Below are 19,549 nucleotides of genomic sequence, written 5' to 3'. Positions count from 1 at the left end.
CCCACAGATCACGCCACCCGTTCGCACACCTCGTCGCTCGCCCGGCTCTCGCCGCGCTGGACGGGGATGCCGCCGGACGTCCGGACGCGCGTGAACCCCGTCCCGATGACCAGGTCCACGACGCCGGGGGCCGTCTTGGCGCGCGGCGCGACCCGAGCGCCCGGAAGGAGGCGGGCGAGCGCCCTCGCCTGCGGCTCCGCGCCCGTCCCGTAGCGGACGTAGGTGGCCTGGGGCCGGGACCCGAGGTTGCCGACCCCGGCGACCTGCCAGCCGGCGTCCTTGAGCTGCCCCGCCACCTGCCCGGCGCGGCCGTCGACCCCGGACGCGTTGAAAACCCGCACCTTCCCGGGCGGCACGGCCGGGGCCTTGGCGGGCGCCGGCGCCACCACGTCCCTGCGGAGGGCGTCGAAGAACTCGTTCGCAGCGGGCTGGGTGAGCACCACCCGGTTCCGGTTCAGCGCGTAAGGCCCGGACGGCACGGTGACGAACCGCAGCTTCCCGGCGTTCAGGTCGCGCATGCCCTGTGCGATCTTCAGCATCTCCCCGGCGGTCAGCCCCTTGTCGGTCGTCAGCGACTCGGCCGTGGCCCTGAGCAGCGCGTTCAGGCGTCCCGGATCGGTGAGGACGCCCGCGCTCATCGCCTCCTTGGCGAGCGCGCCGAAGAAGTGCTGCTGCCGCGTGATGCGCTCGGTGTCGCTCCCGTCCCCGAAGCCCTTGCGGCTGCGGACGTAGGCGAGGGCCTGCTCGCCCTTCAGGCGGTGCCGGCCCTTGGCCAGGGTCAGCCCGGAGTCCTTGTCGTGGACGTCGCCCGTCACGCACACTGGCACGCCGCCGACCGCCGTCGCGATGCGCTTGAAGCCGGTGAAGTCCACCTGCACGAAGTGGTCGATGTGGACCTTCGTGAGCTGCTCGACGGTGTTCACCGTGCAGGTGGGGCCAGCACGGCCGATCGCCTCGTTCAGCATGGCGGCACTGCTGGCCGGCGCCTTCGTCCCGTCCCTGCGCATGCACGCCGGGATCGGCACCAGCAGGTCGCGGGGGAAGCTGACGGCGACCGCCTGCCCGCCGCCCGGCGACAGGTGCAGCAGCACCATCGTGTCGGACGCGGGCGGCTTGCCCCGCAGGCCCCGTCCATACCGGGCGTTGGCGCCCTCGCGGGTGTCCGACCCGAGCACGAAGATGTTGACGGCCTCGTTGAGCTTCTTCGGCCGGTTCCCGCCGATCAGCCGGTCGACGTCCTCGTGCTGGACGGCGTTCTGCAGCCGCCAGTAGTACCCGTACGCGGACAGCCCGCCCGCCACCATCACCGCGGCCGCCGCGACGGCGACCCAAGCCAGCAGCTTCATGAAGCCTCCCGGCATGTATCGCCGCTTCTCCGGCGCCGGGTTCACGCGTCTCCGCGCGTTCCGTTCCCGCGCCCGGTCCGCACACTGGCGGAATTTATTGGTTGACACGCGTCCGGAGGTATGGCTAACTACTCACCATGAAGCTTTGATTCTTCTCCGGTCGAGCCGCCCCCGGCATTGCCACGGGCCCGCTCCCGTCTCCCCGCATGGCGCACCCTTCTCGCATGGCCACCTCTGTGTCCCTGCGACGATGCGGCGCGCCTTTCTCCACCTTTTTCGCGGCCTTTCACGGCCGAATTCAGACGTGCCCGGAGGTGATCTCTTCATGCGTGCGATGAACCATGAAACGAGCGGCGACCCCTTCGCCAAATCCCGGAAGAAGGGCAAGCGGAAGAACTCCGACTTCAGGTCGGCGAATTTCGCGAACAACCGCCGCAACGCCCGGCAGATGCCGGCCCGGCAGCTCAACCGGGGCCGCTGACCGGCGCCTCCCGGCCCCGGTCCCGCCCATCGCCGGCGACCGGGGCCGGGAACTCCGCCCACACCACCGTCCGGGCCCCGTCCGCCCGGAACCCCCACCGCGACGCGAGCGCGTCCACGATCCGCATCCCGCGCCCCGTCTCCGCGCCCGTCTCGTCCTTCAGGTGGGGGCGCCCGCCCGCCGCGCCCTCGTCCGCGACCTCGACCCGGTACCCCCCGTCCCCGGCCAGGACGGCGACCGTCACCAGCCCGCCCTCCAGCCCGGACGCCGTGTGCGTGATCGCGTTCGCGACCGTCTCGCTCGCCACCAGGACCAGGTCCTCCAGGGCGGGATGCCCGGCCGCCACGCACCGGACGAAGCTCCGCGCGCAGCCCACCGACCGCCGCACCCCCGGAAGCGTGATCTCGCCGATCACCACACGGTCCCGCGTCCCGACCACAGCACCGCCTCCCCGTCCCGACCGCCCTCACGTCCGGAAGGCGGCCCGTCACCCAGGATGTACGGATCGCGGCCCCTGTCCTGTTCACGGCGCCCCGCCCCGGCGCCGCACGCGGACCTCCGCCCCTCACGTTGCGTCACTTAGAGTGACGTTGTGCACGGTTCCGGGATTCCACTGTGACGACTGTGACGCAGGAGCACGCCCACGTGCTGAGCAGGCGCCTGCTCTTCTCCATGCGGGGGCGCGCGACCCTCATCACCGTCGCGGTGTCGGCGCTGATCCTGCTGCTGGCGCTGGTCCTGATGCTGCTGCTGGCGCGCGACTGGGCGCAGAACACGGTCGCGCGGGAGACGGAGCGGACCGCCGAGCGGATCGCGTTCGGCCTCTCCAGGGGGACGAACCCCGCGATCATCGACGTCCGCCCGGACGAGGCGCAGATGGTGCAGGTCGTGAACACGCGGGGCGAGGTCGTGGCGGCCAGCGAGGCGATCCGCGGGCGCCCGGCGCTCGCGACCGCCGACCTGGCGCGCGGCGAACTGCTCATAGACCAGCGGGTCTGCCCCCGCTACCTGGACAGGTGCGTGTGGGCGTTCGGCCTCCGCCTCCGCACGTCGCCCTGGGGCCCGGACGTCATGGTCATCGCCGCGGCCCCGCTGCCCGGCCTGCTCAACGTGTGGCTGCTGCCGCTCGCCCTCTTCGGCCTGCTGGTCGCGCTGCTCAGCCTGATCGCGTGGTGGACGTGGCACACGATCGGGCAGGCGTTCGTCCCGGTCGACCTGATCCGTGCCGAGATGGCCAGCATCGACGAGCGCGGCCTCGACCACCGGGTGCCCGTCCCGGAGGCCGGCGGGGGGATCCAGAGCCTCGCCGAGACCGTCAACGCCACCCTCGACCGGCTGGAGGCGGCGGCGAGCCGGGAGCGCCGCTTCGTCTCCGACGCCTCCCACGACCTGCGCAACCCGATCACCGGCCTGCAGACGCGGCTGGAGGTCGCCCTCGGCGAGCCGGACGACGCCGACTGGAAGCCGATGGTCCGCGGCGCGCTCCGCGACACGCAGCGCCTGAACGACATCGTCGCCGACCTCCTGGAGCTGTCGCGGCTCGACGCCCGCGCGCCGCAGCCGGTGGAGCCGGTCGACGTCGCCGCCCTGGTCCGCCGCGAGGTCGGCATGCGGAGCGGCGACGTCCCGATCACGACGCGCCTGGAGCCCGGCGCGGTCGTCCGCGCGAACCCGGTGCGGCTGAGCCGGGTGCTCGGCAACCTGCTGGGCAACGCCGAGCGGCACGCCGAGTCGCGCATCGAGGTGACCGTGTCGCGGGACGGCGGCGACGCGGTCGTGGAGGTCCTCGACGACGGCTCCGGCATCCCCGAGGAGGCCCGCGAACGCGTCTTCGAGCGCTTCGCCCGCCTTCCCGAGTCGCGGACCCGGGACCCCCACGGCACCGGACTCGGCCTGCCCATCGCCCGCGAGATCGCCGAGATCTACGGCGGCTCCCTCCGCATCGCCGACTCCGGCGCCGGCGCCCGGTTCGTGCTCCGCCTCCCGCTGGTCACCGGGGGCGGATCGCCGTGATGACGCTGGACAGCCCGTCCTCGCCGTGACCGGCCTCCACGGCACGCCAGAACAGGTCCCGCAGGGCGGTCGGACCCGCGACGTCGATCCCGGCCTCCCGGGCGGCCTCCACGACGTGGTCGGCGCCGACGGCCTGCATGCGGAGGCTGTTGTCCGCGCCCGGGGAGACGCCCGCGTCGATCTCCCCCGCGAGGTGCTTCAGGAAGCCCATCGGCCCGTCGCCGCCGAGGTCGAGCAGCATGGACGCCGCGAACGGGCGGAACCGCTCGGCGGAGACGCCCGCCGTGCCCAGCAGCGCGACGGCGTGCATGTAGGCGGTCAGGGTCGACCAGAAGAGGTACAGCTGCGACTGGTAGTAGAGCATCGCCAGGCCGGGGTCCTCGCCGACGAACGTGACGTCCCCCAGCTCGCCCAAGGTCTCGCGGTGGCGCTCCAACACCTGCTCAGGGCCGCTGTAGAAGACGTACGAACCCGGCCGGCCGATGCCCGGCGGAGGCACCATGATCCCACCGGTGATCAGGACGCCGCCGCGCCCGGAGACCCATTCGCTCGCGCGGCGCAGTTCGCCGGGGCTGCCGGAGCTGAGGTTGGCCAGTACGCGTCCTTTCAGGTCCGCGCCATCGAGCGAGTCGTGCATCGCCGTGTAGTCGGTCTGGCTCACGACGACCAGTTCCGAGGCCGCGAGGGCGTCGGCGGCGGTCGGGGCAAGGGTCGCCCCGGCCTCCACCAAGGGGACCGCCTTGGACGCCGTCCGGTTCCAGACCGTGGTCGGGTGGCCGTTCTCGAGGAACGTCCTCGCCATCGTCGCGCCCATGGGCCCGAGGCCGATGACGGTCACTGGGGTGCTCACATGTCCTCCTGAGATGTGTTTCCTCCACACTCGCCTCGGCCGCTACGGACCTTCCTCGGGTCCGTCCGTAGCGGTGGCTACGCTGGCGCCGTGCGTTTCGGGGTGCTGGGGCCGCTCGCGGTGTGGACGGACGCCGGGGCGCCCGTCCGCGTACCGGAGGCGAAGGTCCGCACGCTGCTCGCCGTCCTGCTCACCGAGCCCGGACGTCCCGTCCCCGTCGACCGGCTGATCGACGCGCTGTGGGGCGACCGGCCGCCCCGCAACCCGCTCGGCACGCTCCAGGCCCGGGTCTCGCAGCTCCGCAAGGCGCTGGAGGAGGGCGAGCCGGGCGGCCGCGGCCTCGTCGCCGCCCGCCCGCCCGGCTACGCGCTCGACACCGCTCCGGAGGCGGTCGACGCCGGGCGGTTCATGGCGGCGCTCGGCCGCGAGGCCGCCGACCCCCTCGCCCGCAAGCGGCTCCTCGGCGACGCGCTCGCGCTGTGGCGCGGCCCGGCCTTCGCCGACTTCGCCGACGCCGGGTTCGCCCGCACCGCGATCATCGAGCTGGAGGAGGCGCGGCTCGCGGCGCTGGAGCGGCACGCGCAGGCCCGGCTCGACCTCGGCGAGCACGCGGCGGTGGCGGCCGAGCTGGCCGCGCCCGCGGCCGACCATCCGCTGCGCGAGCGGCTCCACGCCCTCCACCTGCGCGCCCTCCACCTGGCCGGCCGGCAGGGCGAGGCCCTCGCGGGCTACCACGCGCTGCGCGAGCGGCTCGCCGAGGAGCTCGGCGCCGACCCGAGCCCCGAGCTGGCGGCGCTCCACCTGTCGATGCTCGCGGGCGACGGCGTCCCGCCGCCGCGGCCGGCGCCCCGGCTGCCCGCCGCGCTCGACGAGCTGATCGGCCGCGCGGACGCGGTCGAGCGGGGCCGGGCCCTGCTGGCCGAGCACCGGCTGGTGACCTTGACCGGGCCCGGAGGCGTCGGCAAGACCCGGCTCGCCGTGGAGATCGCCGCCCGGTCGCTCGCCGAGCATCCCGACGGGGTGTGGATGGTCGATCTGGCCGCCGTCGACGACAGCGCCGACGACGACACCGCCGGCGGCGTGGCCGGGCAGGTCGCCCGCGCGCTGGGCCTGCGCGAGGAGTCCGCCGGGCGGCCGATCGCCGACGCGCTGCGGGGCCGGCGGGCACTGCTCGTCCTGGACGACTGCGAGCGCGTGCTCGAACCCGTCGCCGAACTCGCCGGGCGCCTCCTCGCCGACGCGCCCGGCCTCCGCGTCCTCGCGACCTCGCGCGAACCGCTCGGGATCGCCGGGGAGCGGCTCCAGGTCGTCCCGCCGCTCGACCTCCCCGGCCGCGACGCCTCTCCGGACGCGCTGCGGGAGGCGGGCGCGGTCCGGCTGTTCGTCGCGCGGGCCGCCGCGGCCTCCCCCGGCTTCGCGCTGGACGGCGGCACCGCACCGTGGGTCGCGGCGATCTGCCGCCGCCTGGACGGGCTGCCGCTCGCGCTGGAGCTGGCCGCGACCCGCGTCCGCGCGCTCGGGGTGCGGGAGCTGGCGGCGCGGCTGGACGACCGCTTCCGCGTGCTGGCCGACGGGCGGCGCGGCGGCCCGGCCCGGCAGCGGACGCTCCGCGCGGTGATCGACTGGAGCTGGGACCTGCTCACCGCGCCCGAGCGGGTCGCGCTGCGGCGCCTCGCCGTCCACGCGGGGGGCTGCACTCCGGCCGCGGCGGAGGCGGTCTGCGGGACCGGCGTCGAGGTGCTCGCCCGGCTGGTCGACCGCTCCCTCGTCGTCCGGACGGAGCAGGGCCGGTACCGGCTGCTGGAGTCGGTCGCCGCCTACGCCCTGGAACGCCTGCGCGAGGCGGGCGAGGAGGACGAGTTCCGCCGCCGCCACGCCGTCCACTACACCGGCCTGGCCGAGCGGGCGGCGCAGGGGCTGCGCGGGCCCGAGCAGGGCCACTGGCTAGCGGTGCTCGACGAGGAGGCGGCGAACCTCGGCGCGGCGCCGGCCGGCGGCACGGGGTTCCGGCTGGTGAACGCGCTCGCCTGGTACTGGTACCTGCGGGGACGCTTCGAGGAGGCCCGCCGCGCGTTCACCGCGGCCCTGTCCGCACATCCGCAGGCGTCACCGGCCAGAACCGAGGCCGCGACGTGGCTGACCGCCTTCACCATGCTGGTCGGCGAAGGCGTCGATTCGGAGGAGCTCCGGCAAGCCGCCTTGGCCGAGCACGACGATCCGCTGGCCAGGGCCAAGGCCGAGTGGCTCCTGAGCCACGTGCACTGGGCGTACGGCGACCTGGCCATGAACGAGCGGCGCGTCGACCGCGCCCTTGCGGTGTTCCAGGAACGGGGCGACCGCTGGTTCACGGCCGCCGCGCTCGCGACGCGGGCCAAGCTCGCGGTCGGGCACGGCGACCTGGCCTCCATGGAGAGGGACGCGGTGCGCAGCGCCGCGCTGTTCGCCGAGCTCGGCGACCCGTGGGGGCGGCTGGAGGCGTCCGACGCCCTCGTCCGGCACGCCGAGATCACCGGCGCGTACACCGAGGCCGCGCGGCTCCTGCGCGACGGTCTCCGGCTGGCCGAGGAGATGGGGATGTGGCCGGAGGCCTCGTTCCGGCTGGCCGGCCTCGGCCGCGTCGCGCTCCTCACCGGCGCCCTCGGCGAGGCCCGCGACCTGCACGAGCGGGCCCTCGACCTGGCGCGCCGGCACATGGCGCGGTCGGCCGAGGAGTTCGCCGAGGTCGGGCTGGGGCTCGTGGCCCGCGCCCGCGGCGACCTCGCCGCCGCCGAGGCCCACCTGCGCGCCCGGCTCGGCTGGCTGCGCGGCATCGGCGGGACCGCCGGCATCGCGTTCGTGCAGGCCCAGCTCGGCTTCATCGCCGAGGAGCGCGGCGACGCCGCGGCCGCGCTGGCCCTGCACACCGAGGGGCTCGCCGCCGCGCGGGCCGTCGGCGACCCGCGCGGGATCGCCCTCGCGCTGGAAGGGCTGGCCGGGGCGCGGTCCCTGGCGGGCGAGCACGGGGCGGCGGCCGGGCTGCTCGCCGAGGCGGGCTCGCTCCGCGCGGCGGCCGGGGCGGCCCTGCCGCCCGCCGAACGCCGCGACGTCGAGCGGATCGCCGGGAGGATCCGGGGAGCCTCCGGTGTTGTCGCCAAGGACGGTGGTCCGGCGCCACCGGGATGATCGGCACCGGCGGGGAGAGGGAGACATGAGCGAGGACCTCGGATACGGGTGGGAGGGCGAGCTGCTCGACCTGCCCGCCTACCTGAAGCGGATCGGCCACGACGGCGACCTGGCCCCGACCGGCGCGACGCTGCGGGCTCTGCACCGCGCGCACGTCACGTCCATCCCGTTCGAGAACCTGGAGATCATGCTCGGGCGGCCGATCGACCTGTCGCTGGAGGCCGTCCAGGCGAAGCTGGTCCAGCGGCAGCGCGGCGGCTACTGCTACGAGCACAACCGGCTGTTCGCGGCGTTGCTGGAGAAGCTCGGGTACGAGGTCACGGCGCTGGCGGGGCGGGTGACGCTGGGGGCGCAGAAGATCCTTCCGGCCACGCACGCGCTCCTGCACGTCCGTCCGCCGGACGCGCCGCGGGACGAGCCGGCCTGGCTGTGCGACGTGGGGTTCGGCGCCGGCCCGCTGGAACCGCTGCGGCTCGTGGACGGCGAGGAGGCCGACCAGGACGGCTGGGGCTTCCGCCTCCGGCGAGGCCGCACCGTCACCGCGTGGACGCCGAACACGGCGGGCTGGGAGATGCACCAGCGCGGCCCGGACGGGTGGGTCCAGCGGCACACGTTCGTGCTGAGCGAGGCGTTCCGCATCGACTTCGAGGTGGGCAGCCACTTCGTCTCGACCAGCCCGCGTTCGCCGTTCACGACCCGTCCGTACGTGCAGAAGTTCTCCGCAGGCGACCTCCGCGTCCTGGACGGGACGATGGTGACCGTCACCCGCCCGGACGGGAGCGCCGAGGCCCGCACGCTCGCCCCCGAGGACGTGCCCGACGTCCTGGCCCGGGATTTCGGGATCGTCCTGGAAGGCGAGGACCCTGACCGCCTCGTCGAGTTCATCCGCACGAAGAACTAGCCCAGGTCGAGGCGGGCGAGTTCCGTCCGCGCGGTGATGCCGAGCTTGGGATAGGCGTTGTAGAGGTGGTAGCCGACGGTCCGGGGGCTGAGGAACAGCTGCGCGCCGATCTCCCGGTTGCTGAGGCCCGTCGCCGCCAGCCGGGCGACCTGGAGTTCCTGCGGGGTGAGGCGGGCGGCGAGGTCGTCCCCGCCGCCCCGCCCGTCGGCGAGGCTCTCCCCGGCGGCGCGCAGCTCGGTGCGGGTCCGCTCCGCCCACGGCGCGGCGCCGAGCCGCTCGAACGCCTCCAGCGCCGAGTGCAGCCGCGCCCGCGCGTCGTTCCTGCGCCGCGACCTGCGGAGCCATTCCCCGTACAGCAGTTCGGTGCGCGCCTGCTCGAACGGCGTCCCACCCTCGCGGTGCAGATCGAGGGCCCGCGAGTACGCCGGGCCTGGGTCATCCGTGTCGAGGAGGGCCGCGCAGCGCGCCGCTATGGCCTGCACCCACGGCTGCTGCGTCTGCGCCGCCCACTCGGCGTACCAGTCGGCGGCGTCCCGCGCGCGCTCCGGGACACCGGCTCTGACGGCCGCCTCGACCAGGTCGGGCAGGGAGGCGATGGCTCCCTGGCGGTTGGGCCCGGCGACGGTGTCCGCGAGGCGTTCCAAGGCTGCCTCGTACCGGCCCAGCCCGAGGTCGAGGAGGCTGCGCGCGGCGGCGGCATGCACGCTGCTCGGCGGGAGGCCGCGTGACAGCGCCTCCTCCGTCAGCTCCATGCAGCGCTCCTCGTCGCCCTCGATCGCGGCGAGCAGCCCCAGGCTGGTGTCGAGGTAGACGCGGATGCGGTGCTGGCCGGTGTCGGCGGCGATCCGCGCGCCCTCCGCCGCGCCGGTCAGCGCGTCGCGGTACCTGCCGAGGATCAGGTCCGTCCGGGTCCGGAGCATCAGGACGGGCGCGAGCAGCCCGACGGCACCCCGGTCGCGGACGCGCCGCTCCAGCTCCGCCGCGACCTCGGCCGCGCCGCGCACGTCCCCGACCAGCAGGTGCCACATGCCCGCGCGGATCCGGTCGCGCGGGGCGTAGCAGACGCTCATCTCGTCCATCAGCTCGCGCAGCGCCGCCACGCCGTCCGCCGGATCCGCGTCCGCGAGCGGGTTGTGCCCGGCGAACACCCGGCTCAGCGCCCGCAGGTGCGGCGCGTTCGGAACGCCGCGGCGCACGCCCTCGGCGGCGATGCGGTCCATCGCGGCGAAGTCCCCGGCGTTGGCGGCGGCGGCCGCGGCCTGGAAGAACAGGTAGCCGGACGTGCGGGGCTCGAGATCGGCGACCGACGCCGCCGTCTCGGCGAACAGCCGGTGCGCGTCGTGCGCCCGGTCCTGCTCGTCGGCGAGGGACGCCCTGATCAGCGTCAGCTCCGCCCGGGACAGCGGGTCCGGCAGGTCGGCCTCCGCCCGGACCGCCAGCTCGACCGCGCGCTCGGGCAGCCCCGCGTCGGCCGACGCCCGCGCCGCCGCCGCCAGCCGCCGGCCGCGCTCGGCCCGGTCCGGCGTGAGCTCGGCGGCGGCCTCGTACATGGCGGCGACGGCCGCGTTGCCGCCCGCGTTCCGCTCGGTCTCGGCGGTCTTCTCCAGGACGGCCGCGACGCGCTCGTCCGGTTCCGTCACCGAGCGGGCCAGGTGCCAAGCGTGGTGGCAGACGTCGCCGCGGTCGAGGTACGCCTGTGCCAGCGCCTGGTGGGCGGCCAGTCGCCGGCCGAGCGTCGCGTCGCGTGCGGCGGCGGTGCGGATCAGCGGATGCCGCACCTCCAGCCGCCCATCGCGGGTGCTGCGCAGCAGGCCCGCGCGCTCGGCGGGCTCCAGGTCGCCGACGGACGCGCCGAACCGCTCCGCCGCCTTCACCACCACGCCCGCGTCGCCGAGGTCGTCCACCGCCACCAGCAGCACGAGCCGCCGCGCCGGCTCCGGCAGCGCGGCGATCCGCTCGGCGAACGACCGCAGGATCCGCTCGTAGGCCGACCCGTGCCCGCCGCTCCCCGGGAGTTCGAGCAGCGCCAGCGGGTTGCCCATCGCCCCGGCGAGGATCTCCCGCCGGACATGGCCGGGCAGGTGGGGGCGCGCTCGGCCAGCAGGGCGGCGGCCGCGTCCCCGTCGAGGCCGTGCAGGCGCAGCTCCGGCAGCCCCTCCGCGACGAACTCCGGCGGGGCGGACTCCGGGGAGGCGGGTTCGGGCGCGTCCGCGTCGCGGGCCGCGAAGACGATCGCGATGGGCTCGGCGTCGAGGCGGCGGGCGGCGAACAGCAGCGCCTCGGCGGACGAGCCGTCGATCCAGTGCGCGTCGTCGACCAGGCAGAGCAGCGGCCGCTCCTCCGCCAGGTCGGACAGCAGGGTCAGCACCGCGAGCCCCACGAGGAACCGGTCGCTCTCGGCCTCCGGACCGCCCATGTTGAGGGCCGCTCGCAGGGCCTCGGCCTGCCCCTCCGGGAGGCCCGCGATCCTGTCGAGATGGCGGCCGAGCAGCAGGTGCAGGCCCGCGTAGGGCATGCCGCTCTCGCTCTCGAAGCCCGTCCCGCGCAGGACGCGCATGCCGTCCGCGGCGCCGGCGGCGTGGTCGAGCAGGGCCGACTTGCCGATCCCGGCCTCGCCGCGCAGCACGAGGACCCCGCTGCGCCCGGCGCGGGCCCGGCCGAGGAGCTCGTCGATCGCGGCCAGTTCCCCGTCCCGCCCGTACAGCATGCGCTCACCCTACTCAGCCCGCCGGGCGGGGAAACGGCCGCGCACCCCCGCCCGCCCGTCGCGGCGCCCTGATGGTTGAAGCCCTCACCTCGGGTATCGCCACGAGTCGGACCACCACGGGAGTCGAGCACTCACAGGAGGTTGTGTCATGGCCGACCAGGCCACCAAGGAGAACGTCGTCGACCTGCTGCTCGCGCAGCACCAGGAGATCCGCCACCTCGCCTCGACCGTGGAGAAGAACCACGGCAAGGTGCGCAAGGACGCCTTCGACCGGCTGCGCAGGCTCCTCGCCGTGCACGAGACCGCCGAGGAGGAGGTCGTCCACCCGTTCGCCCGGCGCGCCGCCGCCGACGGCTCCCAGGTGGTGGACGCGCGGCTGGAGGAGGAGAACAAGGCCAAGGGCGTCCTGTCCGACCTGGAGAAGATGGACCCCGAGTCCGCCGACTTCGAGGAGACGTTCGCCAAGTTCCACAAGGACATCGAGGCGCACGCCTCGCACGAGGAGAAGGAAGAGTTTCCGCGCATCGCCCGCGAGGCCACGCCCGAGCAGATGCGCGGCATGGCCAAGGCCGTGAAGGCCGCCGAGGCCGTCGCCCCGACCCACCCCCACCAGGGGACGGAGTCGCCCACCAAGAACCTCGCGGTCGGCCCCATGGCGGCCGTCGCCGACCGCGTCCGCGACGCCATCGGCAAGGCGCGCGGCTGAACGTCAAGGGGCGGCCCGGCGGGCCGCCCCTCTCCCGAGGAGGATGCGATGACCGACCGCAGGAACGACCAGGACAAGCCGCTCGCCGACCGGCGCGCCGAGGCCGGGGCGCCTCAGGAGGACGACGCCGACGTGGGGGCCGAGCACACGCCCGGCCCCACCGACCCGCCGAACGCCGAGGCCGACACCCCCGGCGGCGAGGACGAGGGCTACAGCCCGCAGACCGAGATCCCCTAGGTCCCCGTTCGCCCGGCCGGACACCGCGGGACGCCGGTCATTCGCTGTCGTCGTCCTGATCGGCGCCGAGCGTGACGCCGACGACGTCCTCCACTTCGCTCAGGACCGCGGCGAACTCCGGGACCGAGCCCGTGCCCTCCAGCGTGAGCGTCACCACGGCGTTGCCGGGGCGGCGCCGGTCCGGTTCGCGTCGGTCCCGGCGCTCGTCGCGGCCGCGGTCGGAGTCGTCGGGCAGGTAGTCGCGGTCGACGTCGACCTCCAGGATCACGAAGTTGCGCTGGGTGGCCTCCATCAGGACCTGCCGCAGGACGCCCCGCCCGTCCCGGTAGACGATCCGCATCCGGGCGACCCCGGCGCGGCGGTAGCGCTCCAGCGGCAGCCTCCGCGTGATCCCGCTCAGCCCGTAGACGACGAGGAAGTGGATCGCGGTGACCGCCACCGCGAGGACCGGCAGGCCGCCGCCCGCCGCCATGCCGACGGCCGCCGTCACCCACACGACGGCGGCGGTCGTGAGGCCGCGCACCGCGTCCCGGCGGACGAAGATCAGCCCGCCGCCGATGAAGCCGATGCCGGACACGATCTGCGCCGCCACCCGGGAGGGGTCCAGCGAGACGTTCCCCGGGACGTTCTCGAACCCGTACTTGCTGACAAGCATGAACAGGGCCGCGCCGACGCCGACGAGGGTGTGCGTGCGCAGCCCTGCGCTCTTGTTGCGCAGCCCCCGTTCCAGCCCGATCGCGGCCGACAGCACCATGGCGAGCAGCAGCTCGCCGATCTCCACCCAACCCTGCCCGGGGGACAATTCGAACACCCTGGTACCACCCCTCCCTCTTCCGTTGTCAATCGGCCGCGTGCGGACCAGGCCGCGAGCAGCAGACGGGAGGCCGCCCCGGACTCTCTCCGGGGCGGCCTCCGGCCTGCTGCTAGGCGGGGTGCGGGGGCTGCTGGTCCGGCGGGGTGCCGCCGCCCTTGCCGCCTCCCCTGTTCCCCTTGTCGGTGCCGTGCGCGTGGCCCTTGGACCTCGTCGACCTGGGGTCGGTGGCCTCGGGCGCCGGCTCGTCCGTCACCGCGGTCTTCCCGGACCGCCGGATCTCGGGCTGCTGCGGGTTCGGCATGCTCTCGCCTCCTATGCGCTGGACGGTTCGGGACGCAGGGGGTCGTGGCCCACGCTCATCAGCGCGTGCCGCCACTCCTCGTCCCGTTCCGCGTTCGGCGGTCGGTTCTCCAGTCGGTCCTCCACGAAGTCGACGACCTCCTGCATCACCTCCCCGTCGCTTTCGGTCAGGTCGACCTTCCGTTTGCGCAGCACGTCCACGACCCGGGCGCCCAGTTCCGACACCCCGGGGCCCCGGCCGTCCGCCGGGAACGCCTCCTCGCCGGACGCGTCCGTGAGCAGCCAGGTGCGCAGCTCGTCGGAGGTCATGTTCACGACCCGGTGGAAGTCCTCCCAGGCCAGCTCCACCTCGGGCGATACGCGGTTGTTCATCGGCAAAACTCCCTGTACGCGTTCATGCCCGCCGTACCCGACAACTGCTGCCCCATTCGCCCCAGCTTGTGGTTACTTGGCGTTGAACCGCCCGTGTTACGGCCCGACCCGCACGGGAACACGTCGGCCATGGACCGTTCGGAAGCCCCCGTTCTGGACGCCCTTGCCGCCTACCACCGCGAGGAGCAGCTTCCCTTCACCCCGCCCGGCCACAAGCAGGGCCGCGGCGCGGACCCGCGCGCCCGCGAGGTGCTGGGCGACGCGGTCTACCGCTCCGACGTGCTCGCCATCTCCGGCCTGGACGACCGGACCTCGAGCAACGAGGTGCTCGAACGCGCCCAGGAGCTGATGGCGGACGCCGTCCACGCCGAGCAGGCGTTCTTCTCGACGTGCGGCAGCTCCCTCTCGGTCAAGAGCGCGATGCTGTCGGTCGCGGGCCCGGGCGAGAAGCTCCTCGTCGGACGGGACGCCCACAAGTCGGTCGTCTCCGGGCTGATCCTCTCCGGCGTCCGCCCCATCTGGGTCGAGCCGCAGTGGGACCCGGACCGGCATCTCGCCCATCCGCCCTCGCCCGCCGCGTTCGCCGCGCGGTTCCGGGAGCACCCCGACGCGCGCGGCGCCCTCGTCACCAGCCCGACGCCCTACGGGACGTGCGCCGACCTCTGCAGGACGCGCTGGACCTCGCCTCCGACGTCCGCGCGCAGATCGCGGCCATCGACGGCTTCGACGTCCAGGGCCGCGACGAGTTCACCGGCCCCGGCCGCTCCCACGACCTCGACCCGCTGCCCCTCGTCGTCGACATCGCCGGCCTCGGCGTCACCGGCTACCGGGCCGCCGACCGGCTGCGCGAGCACCACCGCGTCAACATGCACCTGGCCGACCACCGGCGGATCAGCGCGCAGATCACCTTCGCCGACGACAAGGAGACGACCGGCACGCTGCTCGCCGCCCTGCGCGGCCTCCGCGCCCACATCGACGACCTGCGCGGGTCGCCGACCGTCCAGGTGCCGCCGCCCGAGGAGCTGCGGCTCGAACTCGTCGTGCTGCCCCGGGACGCGTTCTTCGGCCCGGCCGAGCAGGTCTCCGCGTCCGACGCCGTCGGTCGCGTCTGCGCGGAGATGCTGACCCCGTACCCGCCCGGCATCCCGGCCGTCCTGCCGGGCGAGCGGATCACCGCACCGGTCATGGAGTACCTGCGCTCCGGCGTCGCCGCCGGGATGGTCGTCCCGGACGCCGCGGACAGCACCCTCGACAGCGTGCGGATCTTCATCGAGGAGTGACGTTCGAGGGCCGCCGGGCCTGACGGCGGGCGGAGCCGCCGCAGGTCGCGGGGCGGCGCTGTGGAAGACTCCTACCGGCAGGACGGTGAGGTGAGGAGCGTCATGGAGCTGGTCCACTCCGGCAAGGTCAGGGACGTCTACGCGGACGGCGACGAGCTGATCCTCGTCGCGTCCGACCGGGTGAGCGTCTACGACGTCGTCCTGCCGACGCCGATCCCCGACAAGGGGAAGATCCTCACGCAGCTGTCGCTGTGGTGGTTCGAGCGGCTCGCCGACATCATCCCGAACCACGTCGTGTCGGCCACCGACGTGCCGGAGGAGTGGGCCGGGCGGGCCATCCGCTGCCGCCGCCTCTCGATGCTCCCCGTCGAGTGGATCGCGCGCGGGCACCTCGCCGGCCTCGGTCTCAAGGAGTACCAGAAGTCGGGGACGGTCTCGGGCGTCCCGCTGCCGGAGGGCCTGGTGGAGGCGTCCCGGCTGCCCGAGCCGATCTTCACCCCGACCACCAAGGCCACCGAGGGCCACGACGAGTTCATCACCTACGACGACGTGGTCCGCGAGATCGGCGACGACACCGCCGCGCGGCTCAGGGACACCACCCTGGAGATCTACCGGCGCGGCGCCGCCCTCGCCGCCGAGCGGGGCATCATCATCGCCGACACCAAGCTGGAGTTCGGCCGGGCCGCCGACGGCACCCTCGTCCTCGGCGACGAGGTGCTCACGCCCGACTCGTCCCGCTTCTGGCCCGCCGACCAGTGGGTGCCCGGCCGCCCGCAGCACTCCCTCGACAAGCAGTTCGTGCGCGACTGGAGCAGCACGCTCGACTGGGACCGCACCCCGCCCGGGCCCGCCATCCCCGACGAGGTCGTGGAGGCCACGCGCGCCCGCTACGCGGAGGTCTACGAGCGCCTGACCGGCACCGCCTGGAGCTCCTGACCGGACGGACATGGGGAGGGGCCCGGCGGAGGTCCCACCGGGCCCCTGAGTCAGGGCGTCAGCGGCCCTGGAGGCCGCGGACGTTGTCGCCGAACGTCCAGCCCTTCGACCCGTCCCAGTTGAGGGACCAGGTCATCAGGCCCTTCAACTGGCCGTTGAAGTGGTTCCACGCCTGGCCGACCAGGCTCGGCGACATGTAACCGCCGCCCGCACCGGGCTGTGCGGGAAGGCCCGGGGCCTGCTTGTCGTACGGGACCCTGATGGTGGTGCCCTGGACGGTCAGGCCGTTGTTCAGGCACTCGGTCTGCTTGACGAAGCCCTCCACCGTCCCGGCGGAGTAGGAGTCGCCCGAGCAGCCGTACATGCTGCCGTTGTAGTACTGCATGTTCAGCCACCACAGCCGGCCGTTGTCCGCGTACTTCTTGACGATCGGCAGGTAGGCGCCCCAGATGGAGCCGTAGGTGACGCTGCCGCCGGTCACGTACGCGGTCTCGGGGGCCATCGTGAGCCCGAAGTTCGACGGCATCTGGCCGAGGACGCCGTCGATGATGCGGATCAGGTTCGCCTGCGACGGCGACGGCTGGGTGATGTTCCCGCTGCCCGACAGGCCCGTCTCGATGTCGATGTCGATGCCGTCGAAGTTGTACTTCTTCAGGATCGGCACGATCGTCTGGACGAACCGGTCGGCGACGCTGCTGGAGCTGAGGTCGATGCCCGCGGCGGCCCCGCCGATCGACATCAGGATGGTGGCGCCGGCCGCCTTCGCCGCGCACATCTGGGCGGGGGGCGCGACCTTGACCGTGGAGTCCATGCCGTCCTCCCACAGGACGGTGCCGTCCGAGCGGATGACGGGGAACGCCGCGTTGATGACGTTGTAGCCGTGCTGCCTGATCAGCGGGTCGTCGATCGGCGTCCAGCCGAACGGCGGGTGGACGCCGTTGGACGCGCCGTCCCAGTTCTCCCAGTAGCCCTGGAGGATCTTGCCGGCGGGCTTCGACTTCACCGCGCAGGTCTCGTCCCCGCCCGGCGGCGGGGTGGTGGTCGGCGGATCCGTGGTCGGCGGGGTTGTCGGAGGCGTGGTGGGCGGGGTTGTCGGAGGCTGCGACGCGTCGCAGGCGCCGATGTCGCGCCACAGCGTCGGGGTGGACGCGGGGTTCCAGCCTGCGCCCGGGTAGGCGGTGTGGGCGACGAGCGCCTCATAGCCGCGTCCGCTGTAGGCGACCTTGTCGCCGACCTTGTAGGAGGTGCCCTCCGCCCAGGCCGGATACGTGCAGGCGGTCGCGGCGGCGGGCTGGGCGGACGAGGGCGCGGAAACCGCGACGAGCGTGCCGAACGACAGGACGGCCGCCGCGGCGGCCGAGGCCAGCGCGGCTCCGGCCGCGGACCATCTCGGCTTGAACCGTCTGTGCTTGACGTGCGGGTGCTTGAGCTTCACGGGGACGACTCCTCAGCTGAGCGGGACACAGAGGAGCCGGTGCAGGAGCCGAACAAGCCCCGTGGGGACGGGACTCTCCCAGAGCAAGGCGCATACGACCGGCGTGGACGCCAAGAAGAGGGTAACCGCGCCGCCCGACCCCGGGAAGCCCCCAGAAGTCCGCCGACGCGCCCGCCCCCGCCTAACGCGGTCAGTGCAGGGGAAGGATGCCGCGCCGCATCGCCGCGGTGACCGCCGCCGTGCGGTCCGAGACGCCCAGCTTCTCGAACACCCGCAGCAGGTGCGTCTTCACCGTCGCCTCGCCGATGAACAGCTCCCGGCCGATCTCCGCGTTCGTCCGGCCCGCACCGACCAGCCGCAGCACCTCGATCTCGCGCCGGGTAAGCGCGCCCGGCGAACGCTTCCGGGACTCCAGCCGCGCCGCGACCGCCGGGGCGAGCACCGTCTCCCCGCGCGCCGCCGCGCGGATCCCCTCGGCCAGTTCCCCCTGTCCGGCGTCCTTCAGCAGGTACCCGGTGGCGCCTGCCTCCACCGCCCGCAGGATGTCCGCTTCGTTCTCGTACGTGGTGAGCACCACCACCCGGCAGGCGGGGTCCCGCGCCAGCAGGTCCCGCGTCGCCTGCACCCCGTCGCCGTCCGGCATCCGCAGGTCCATCAGCACCACGTCCGGCTCGCACGCCCGGGCCGCGACGACCGCGTCCGCCGCCGACCCGGCCTCGCCCACCACCTCGATGCCGTCCTCCAAGCCGAGGATGCCGCGCAGGCCCTCCCGCACCACCGGATGGTCGTCCACGAGCAGCACCCGGATCATGCCGGCGCCTCCACGGTGAGCACGGTGCCGGAACCCGGCGTACTGCTGATGGCCAGGCGGCCGCCGGCCTGCGCGACCCGCTCGCGCATGCCGGCCAGGCCGAAGCCCGCCAGGGCGGTCGGGTCGAAGCCGGCGCCGTCGTCCGAGACGTCCAACCGGACCCCGTCCGGCAGGTACCGCAGGCACAGCGCCGCCCGTGTCGCGCCCGCATGCCGCCGCACGTTCGCCAGCGCCTCCTGGGCGCACCGCAGCAGGACCACCTCCGTGCCGGCGGGCAGCCCGCGCGGCTCGCCGACCAGCTCCCACGAGGCCGCCGCCCCCGTCTCCTCGCCGAGTCGCTCGACCAGCCGGCGCAGCGCGTCCGGCAGCGACGAACCGGCCAGCCCCGCCGGCGGCTCCGCGCAGACCAGTGCGCGCGCCTCCGCCAGGTTCTCCCGGGCGGCGCGCGCCGCCCGCTCCCGGTGCGCCCGGGCCTGCTCCGGCGGCGCCGACTCGGCCGCGTCCAGCAGCATCAGGATGCTGGTGAAGCCCTGCGCCAGCGTGTCGTGGATCTCCATGGCCAACCGCTGCCGCTCGGCGAGCATCCCCGCCTGCCGCTCCGACTCGGCCAGCTCCGCGCGGGTGGCGGCGAGCCGCGCGATGAGGTCGGCGCGCTCCCGGCTCTGCTGGATGATCTGCTGGATCCACCGGCCGAACGTCGCCCCGAACGCCACGCCCAGCACCACCGCGCCGGCCGTCACGACGCCGCCGGAGTCCGGCGCGCTGACCGCCTCGGCCATCGGCACCGCGTTGAACGCCGCCAGCGCGAGCATGCCCCAGCCGGCCGGCAGCAGCATGAACGACTGCGGGACCAGCGCGAACAGCACCACCGAACTGGTCAGCGTGGCCAGTTGCGCGGTCACCAGCAGGGCCAGCACCCCGAGCTGGTAGCAGGCGGTCCGGGCCGGCACCGGGCTGTCCCGGCGGGCCCCGCGCCCGACCAGGAAGTACCACGGGACGAGCGCGCACAGCGCGGGGATCGACACGACGCGGCCGACGCCGGCGCCCGTGGCCCACACGGCGGCGACCGTTCCGGCCAGCACGACCCCGTAGTACGCGTCGCGCATGAGCACACCCCGTGTCCAGGCATGCTCGTCCGGCACGTGGGACAGGGTCTCCGACACGCCGACAAGCATGCCGTACGGATCACCCCGCCCGG

General features: G+C 74.4%; 19 protein-coding genes and 1 pseudogene. 9 read left to right on the top strand and 11 right to left on the bottom strand.

Going from position 1 to position 19,549, the window contains the following annotated elements:
• Window positions 1–8 precede the first annotated feature (8 nt).
• Window positions 9–1,346: an LCP family protein gene (locus ABWI07_RS07040; protein WP_353817972.1), complete on the bottom strand. Its 1,338-nt coding sequence runs from the start codon at window positions 1,344–1,346 to the stop codon at window positions 9–11.
• A gap of 334 nt (window positions 1,347–1,680) precedes the next feature.
• Between ABWI07_RS07040 and ABWI07_RS07035 the strand changes: the two genes are divergently transcribed.
• Window positions 1,681–1,827 carry a hypothetical protein gene (locus tag ABWI07_RS07035; protein ID WP_160160939.1) on the top strand — a complete coding sequence of 49 codons (147 nt, stop codon included), beginning with the start codon at window positions 1,681–1,683 and terminating at the stop codon, window positions 1,825–1,827.
• Here the strand turns inward: ABWI07_RS07035 and ABWI07_RS07030 are convergent.
• The gene (locus tag ABWI07_RS07030; protein WP_149259988.1) at window positions 1,811–2,266 is read right to left on the bottom strand and encodes an ATP-binding protein; all 456 of its coding nucleotides are present in this window, start codon (window positions 2,264–2,266) and stop codon (window positions 1,811–1,813) included. The two genes, ABWI07_RS07035 and ABWI07_RS07030, sit on opposite strands and share 17 nt — an antisense overlap.
• Window positions 2,267–2,442: 176 nt before the next feature.
• On the opposite strand from ABWI07_RS07030, the gene ABWI07_RS07025 reads away from it, so the two are divergent.
• Window positions 2,443–3,840 carry a sensor histidine kinase gene (locus ABWI07_RS07025; protein ID WP_353817971.1) on the top strand — a complete coding sequence of 466 codons (1,398 nt, stop codon included), beginning with the start codon at window positions 2,443–2,445 and terminating at the stop codon, window positions 3,838–3,840.
• On the opposite strand, the gene ABWI07_RS07020 is transcribed toward ABWI07_RS07025, so the two are convergent.
• Window positions 3,818–4,690 carry an NAD(P)-dependent oxidoreductase gene (locus ABWI07_RS07020; RefSeq protein ID WP_353817970.1) on the bottom strand — a complete coding sequence of 291 codons (873 nt, stop codon included), beginning with the start codon at window positions 4,688–4,690 and terminating at the stop codon, window positions 3,818–3,820. The genes ABWI07_RS07025 and ABWI07_RS07020 overlap by 23 nt on opposite strands.
• A gap of 90 nt (window positions 4,691–4,780) precedes the next feature.
• Here ABWI07_RS07020 and ABWI07_RS07015 point away from each other — a divergent pair, with 90 nt between their 5' ends.
• A complete protein-coding gene (locus tag ABWI07_RS07015; protein WP_353817969.1) occupies window positions 4,781–7,852 on the top strand; it encodes an AfsR/SARP family transcriptional regulator in 3,072 nt (1,023 codons plus the stop codon).
• A 25-nt stretch (window positions 7,853–7,877) separates the two neighbouring features.
• Window positions 7,878–8,753, top strand: coding sequence for an arylamine N-acetyltransferase family protein (locus ABWI07_RS07010; RefSeq protein ID WP_353817968.1), 876 nt, complete (start codon window positions 7,878–7,880; stop codon window positions 8,751–8,753).
• On the opposite strand, the gene ABWI07_RS07005 is transcribed toward ABWI07_RS07010, so the two are convergent.
• Both ABWI07_RS07005 and ABWI07_RS07000 read right to left on the bottom strand, forming a co-directional pair.
• Window positions 8,750–9,505 (bottom strand): helix-turn-helix transcriptional regulator, encoded by a 756-nt coding sequence (locus ABWI07_RS07005; RefSeq protein WP_353817997.1) that lies wholly within the window; start codon window positions 9,503–9,505, stop codon window positions 8,750–8,752. The two genes, ABWI07_RS07010 and ABWI07_RS07005, sit on opposite strands and share 4 nt — an antisense overlap.
• 1,118 nt (window positions 9,506–10,623) lie before the next feature.
• Window positions 10,624–11,460 (bottom strand): ATP-binding protein, encoded by an 837-nt coding sequence (locus tag ABWI07_RS07000; protein ID WP_353817967.1) that lies wholly within the window; start codon window positions 11,458–11,460, stop codon window positions 10,624–10,626.
• Between the two features lie 148 nt (window positions 11,461–11,608).
• Here ABWI07_RS07000 and ABWI07_RS06995 point away from each other — a divergent pair, with 148 nt between their 5' ends.
• Both ABWI07_RS06995 and ABWI07_RS06990 read left to right on the top strand, forming a co-directional pair.
• Window positions 11,609–12,166: a hemerythrin domain-containing protein gene (locus tag ABWI07_RS06995; protein WP_149259992.1), complete on the top strand. Its 558-nt coding sequence runs from the start codon at window positions 11,609–11,611 to the stop codon at window positions 12,164–12,166.
• A gap of 48 nt (window positions 12,167–12,214) precedes the next feature.
• Window positions 12,215–12,403, top strand: coding sequence for a hypothetical protein (locus tag ABWI07_RS06990; RefSeq protein WP_149259993.1), 189 nt, complete (start codon window positions 12,215–12,217; stop codon window positions 12,401–12,403).
• Window positions 12,404–12,440: 37 nt separating this feature from the next.
• Here ABWI07_RS06990 and ABWI07_RS06985 read toward each other — a convergent pair whose 3' ends face one another.
• From ABWI07_RS06985 to ABWI07_RS06975, 3 genes are all read right to left on the bottom strand, one after another.
• Complete coding sequence (locus tag ABWI07_RS06985) at window positions 12,441–13,214, bottom strand: MgtC/SapB family protein (protein WP_353817966.1); 774 nt, start codon at window positions 13,212–13,214, stop codon at window positions 12,441–12,443.
• A 112-nt stretch (window positions 13,215–13,326) separates the two neighbouring features.
• Entirely contained in the window at window positions 13,327–13,518 is a 192-nt protein-coding gene (locus ABWI07_RS06980; RefSeq protein ID WP_149259995.1) for a hypothetical protein, read from the bottom strand.
• A gap of 11 nt (window positions 13,519–13,529) precedes the next feature.
• Window positions 13,530–13,889: a DUF3140 domain-containing protein gene (locus ABWI07_RS06975; protein WP_149259996.1), complete on the bottom strand. Its 360-nt coding sequence runs from the start codon at window positions 13,887–13,889 to the stop codon at window positions 13,530–13,532.
• Window positions 13,890–13,913: 24 nt separating this feature from the next.
• Between ABWI07_RS06975 and ABWI07_RS06970 the strand changes: the two are divergent.
• The 3 genes and pseudogenes from ABWI07_RS06970 to ABWI07_RS06960 form a co-directional block, all read left to right on the top strand.
• A pseudogene (locus ABWI07_RS06970) lies at window positions 13,914–14,492 on the top strand (hypothetical protein); the annotation flags it as partial.
• A gap of 47 nt (window positions 14,493–14,539) precedes the next feature.
• Window positions 14,540–15,169, top strand: a complete 630-nt coding sequence (locus ABWI07_RS06965) for an Orn/Lys/Arg family decarboxylase (RefSeq protein ID WP_353817965.1) — start codon at window positions 14,540–14,542, stop codon at window positions 15,167–15,169.
• 102 nt (window positions 15,170–15,271) lie between these two features.
• Window positions 15,272–16,105, top strand: coding sequence for a phosphoribosylaminoimidazolesuccinocarboxamide synthase (locus tag ABWI07_RS06960; protein ID WP_149259998.1), 834 nt, complete (start codon window positions 15,272–15,274; stop codon window positions 16,103–16,105).
• Between the two features lie 58 nt (window positions 16,106–16,163).
• Here ABWI07_RS06960 and ABWI07_RS06955 read toward each other — a convergent pair whose 3' ends face one another.
• The 3 genes from ABWI07_RS06955 to ABWI07_RS06945 form a co-directional block, all read right to left on the bottom strand.
• Window positions 16,164–17,540 (bottom strand): carbohydrate-binding protein, encoded by a 1,377-nt coding sequence (locus ABWI07_RS06955; RefSeq protein ID WP_353817964.1) that lies wholly within the window; start codon window positions 17,538–17,540, stop codon window positions 16,164–16,166.
• A 190-nt stretch (window positions 17,541–17,730) separates the two neighbouring features.
• Window positions 17,731–18,351, bottom strand: a complete 621-nt coding sequence (locus ABWI07_RS06950; protein ID WP_149259999.1) for a response regulator — start codon at window positions 18,349–18,351, stop codon at window positions 17,731–17,733.
• A complete protein-coding gene (locus ABWI07_RS06945; protein ID WP_160160940.1) occupies window positions 18,348–19,514 on the bottom strand; it encodes a sensor histidine kinase in 1,167 nt (388 codons plus the stop codon). Before ABWI07_RS06945 ends, ABWI07_RS06950 begins: the two co-directional genes overlap by 4 nt.
• Window positions 19,515–19,549: the final 35 nt, after the last annotated feature.

The organism is Actinomadura sp. NPDC000600, assembly GCF_040492135.1.
Taxonomy (GTDB): Bacteria; Actinomycetota; Actinomycetes; order Streptosporangiales; family Streptosporangiaceae; genus Spirillospora.
This window is presented reverse-complemented; position numbering and strand designations above follow the sequence as displayed.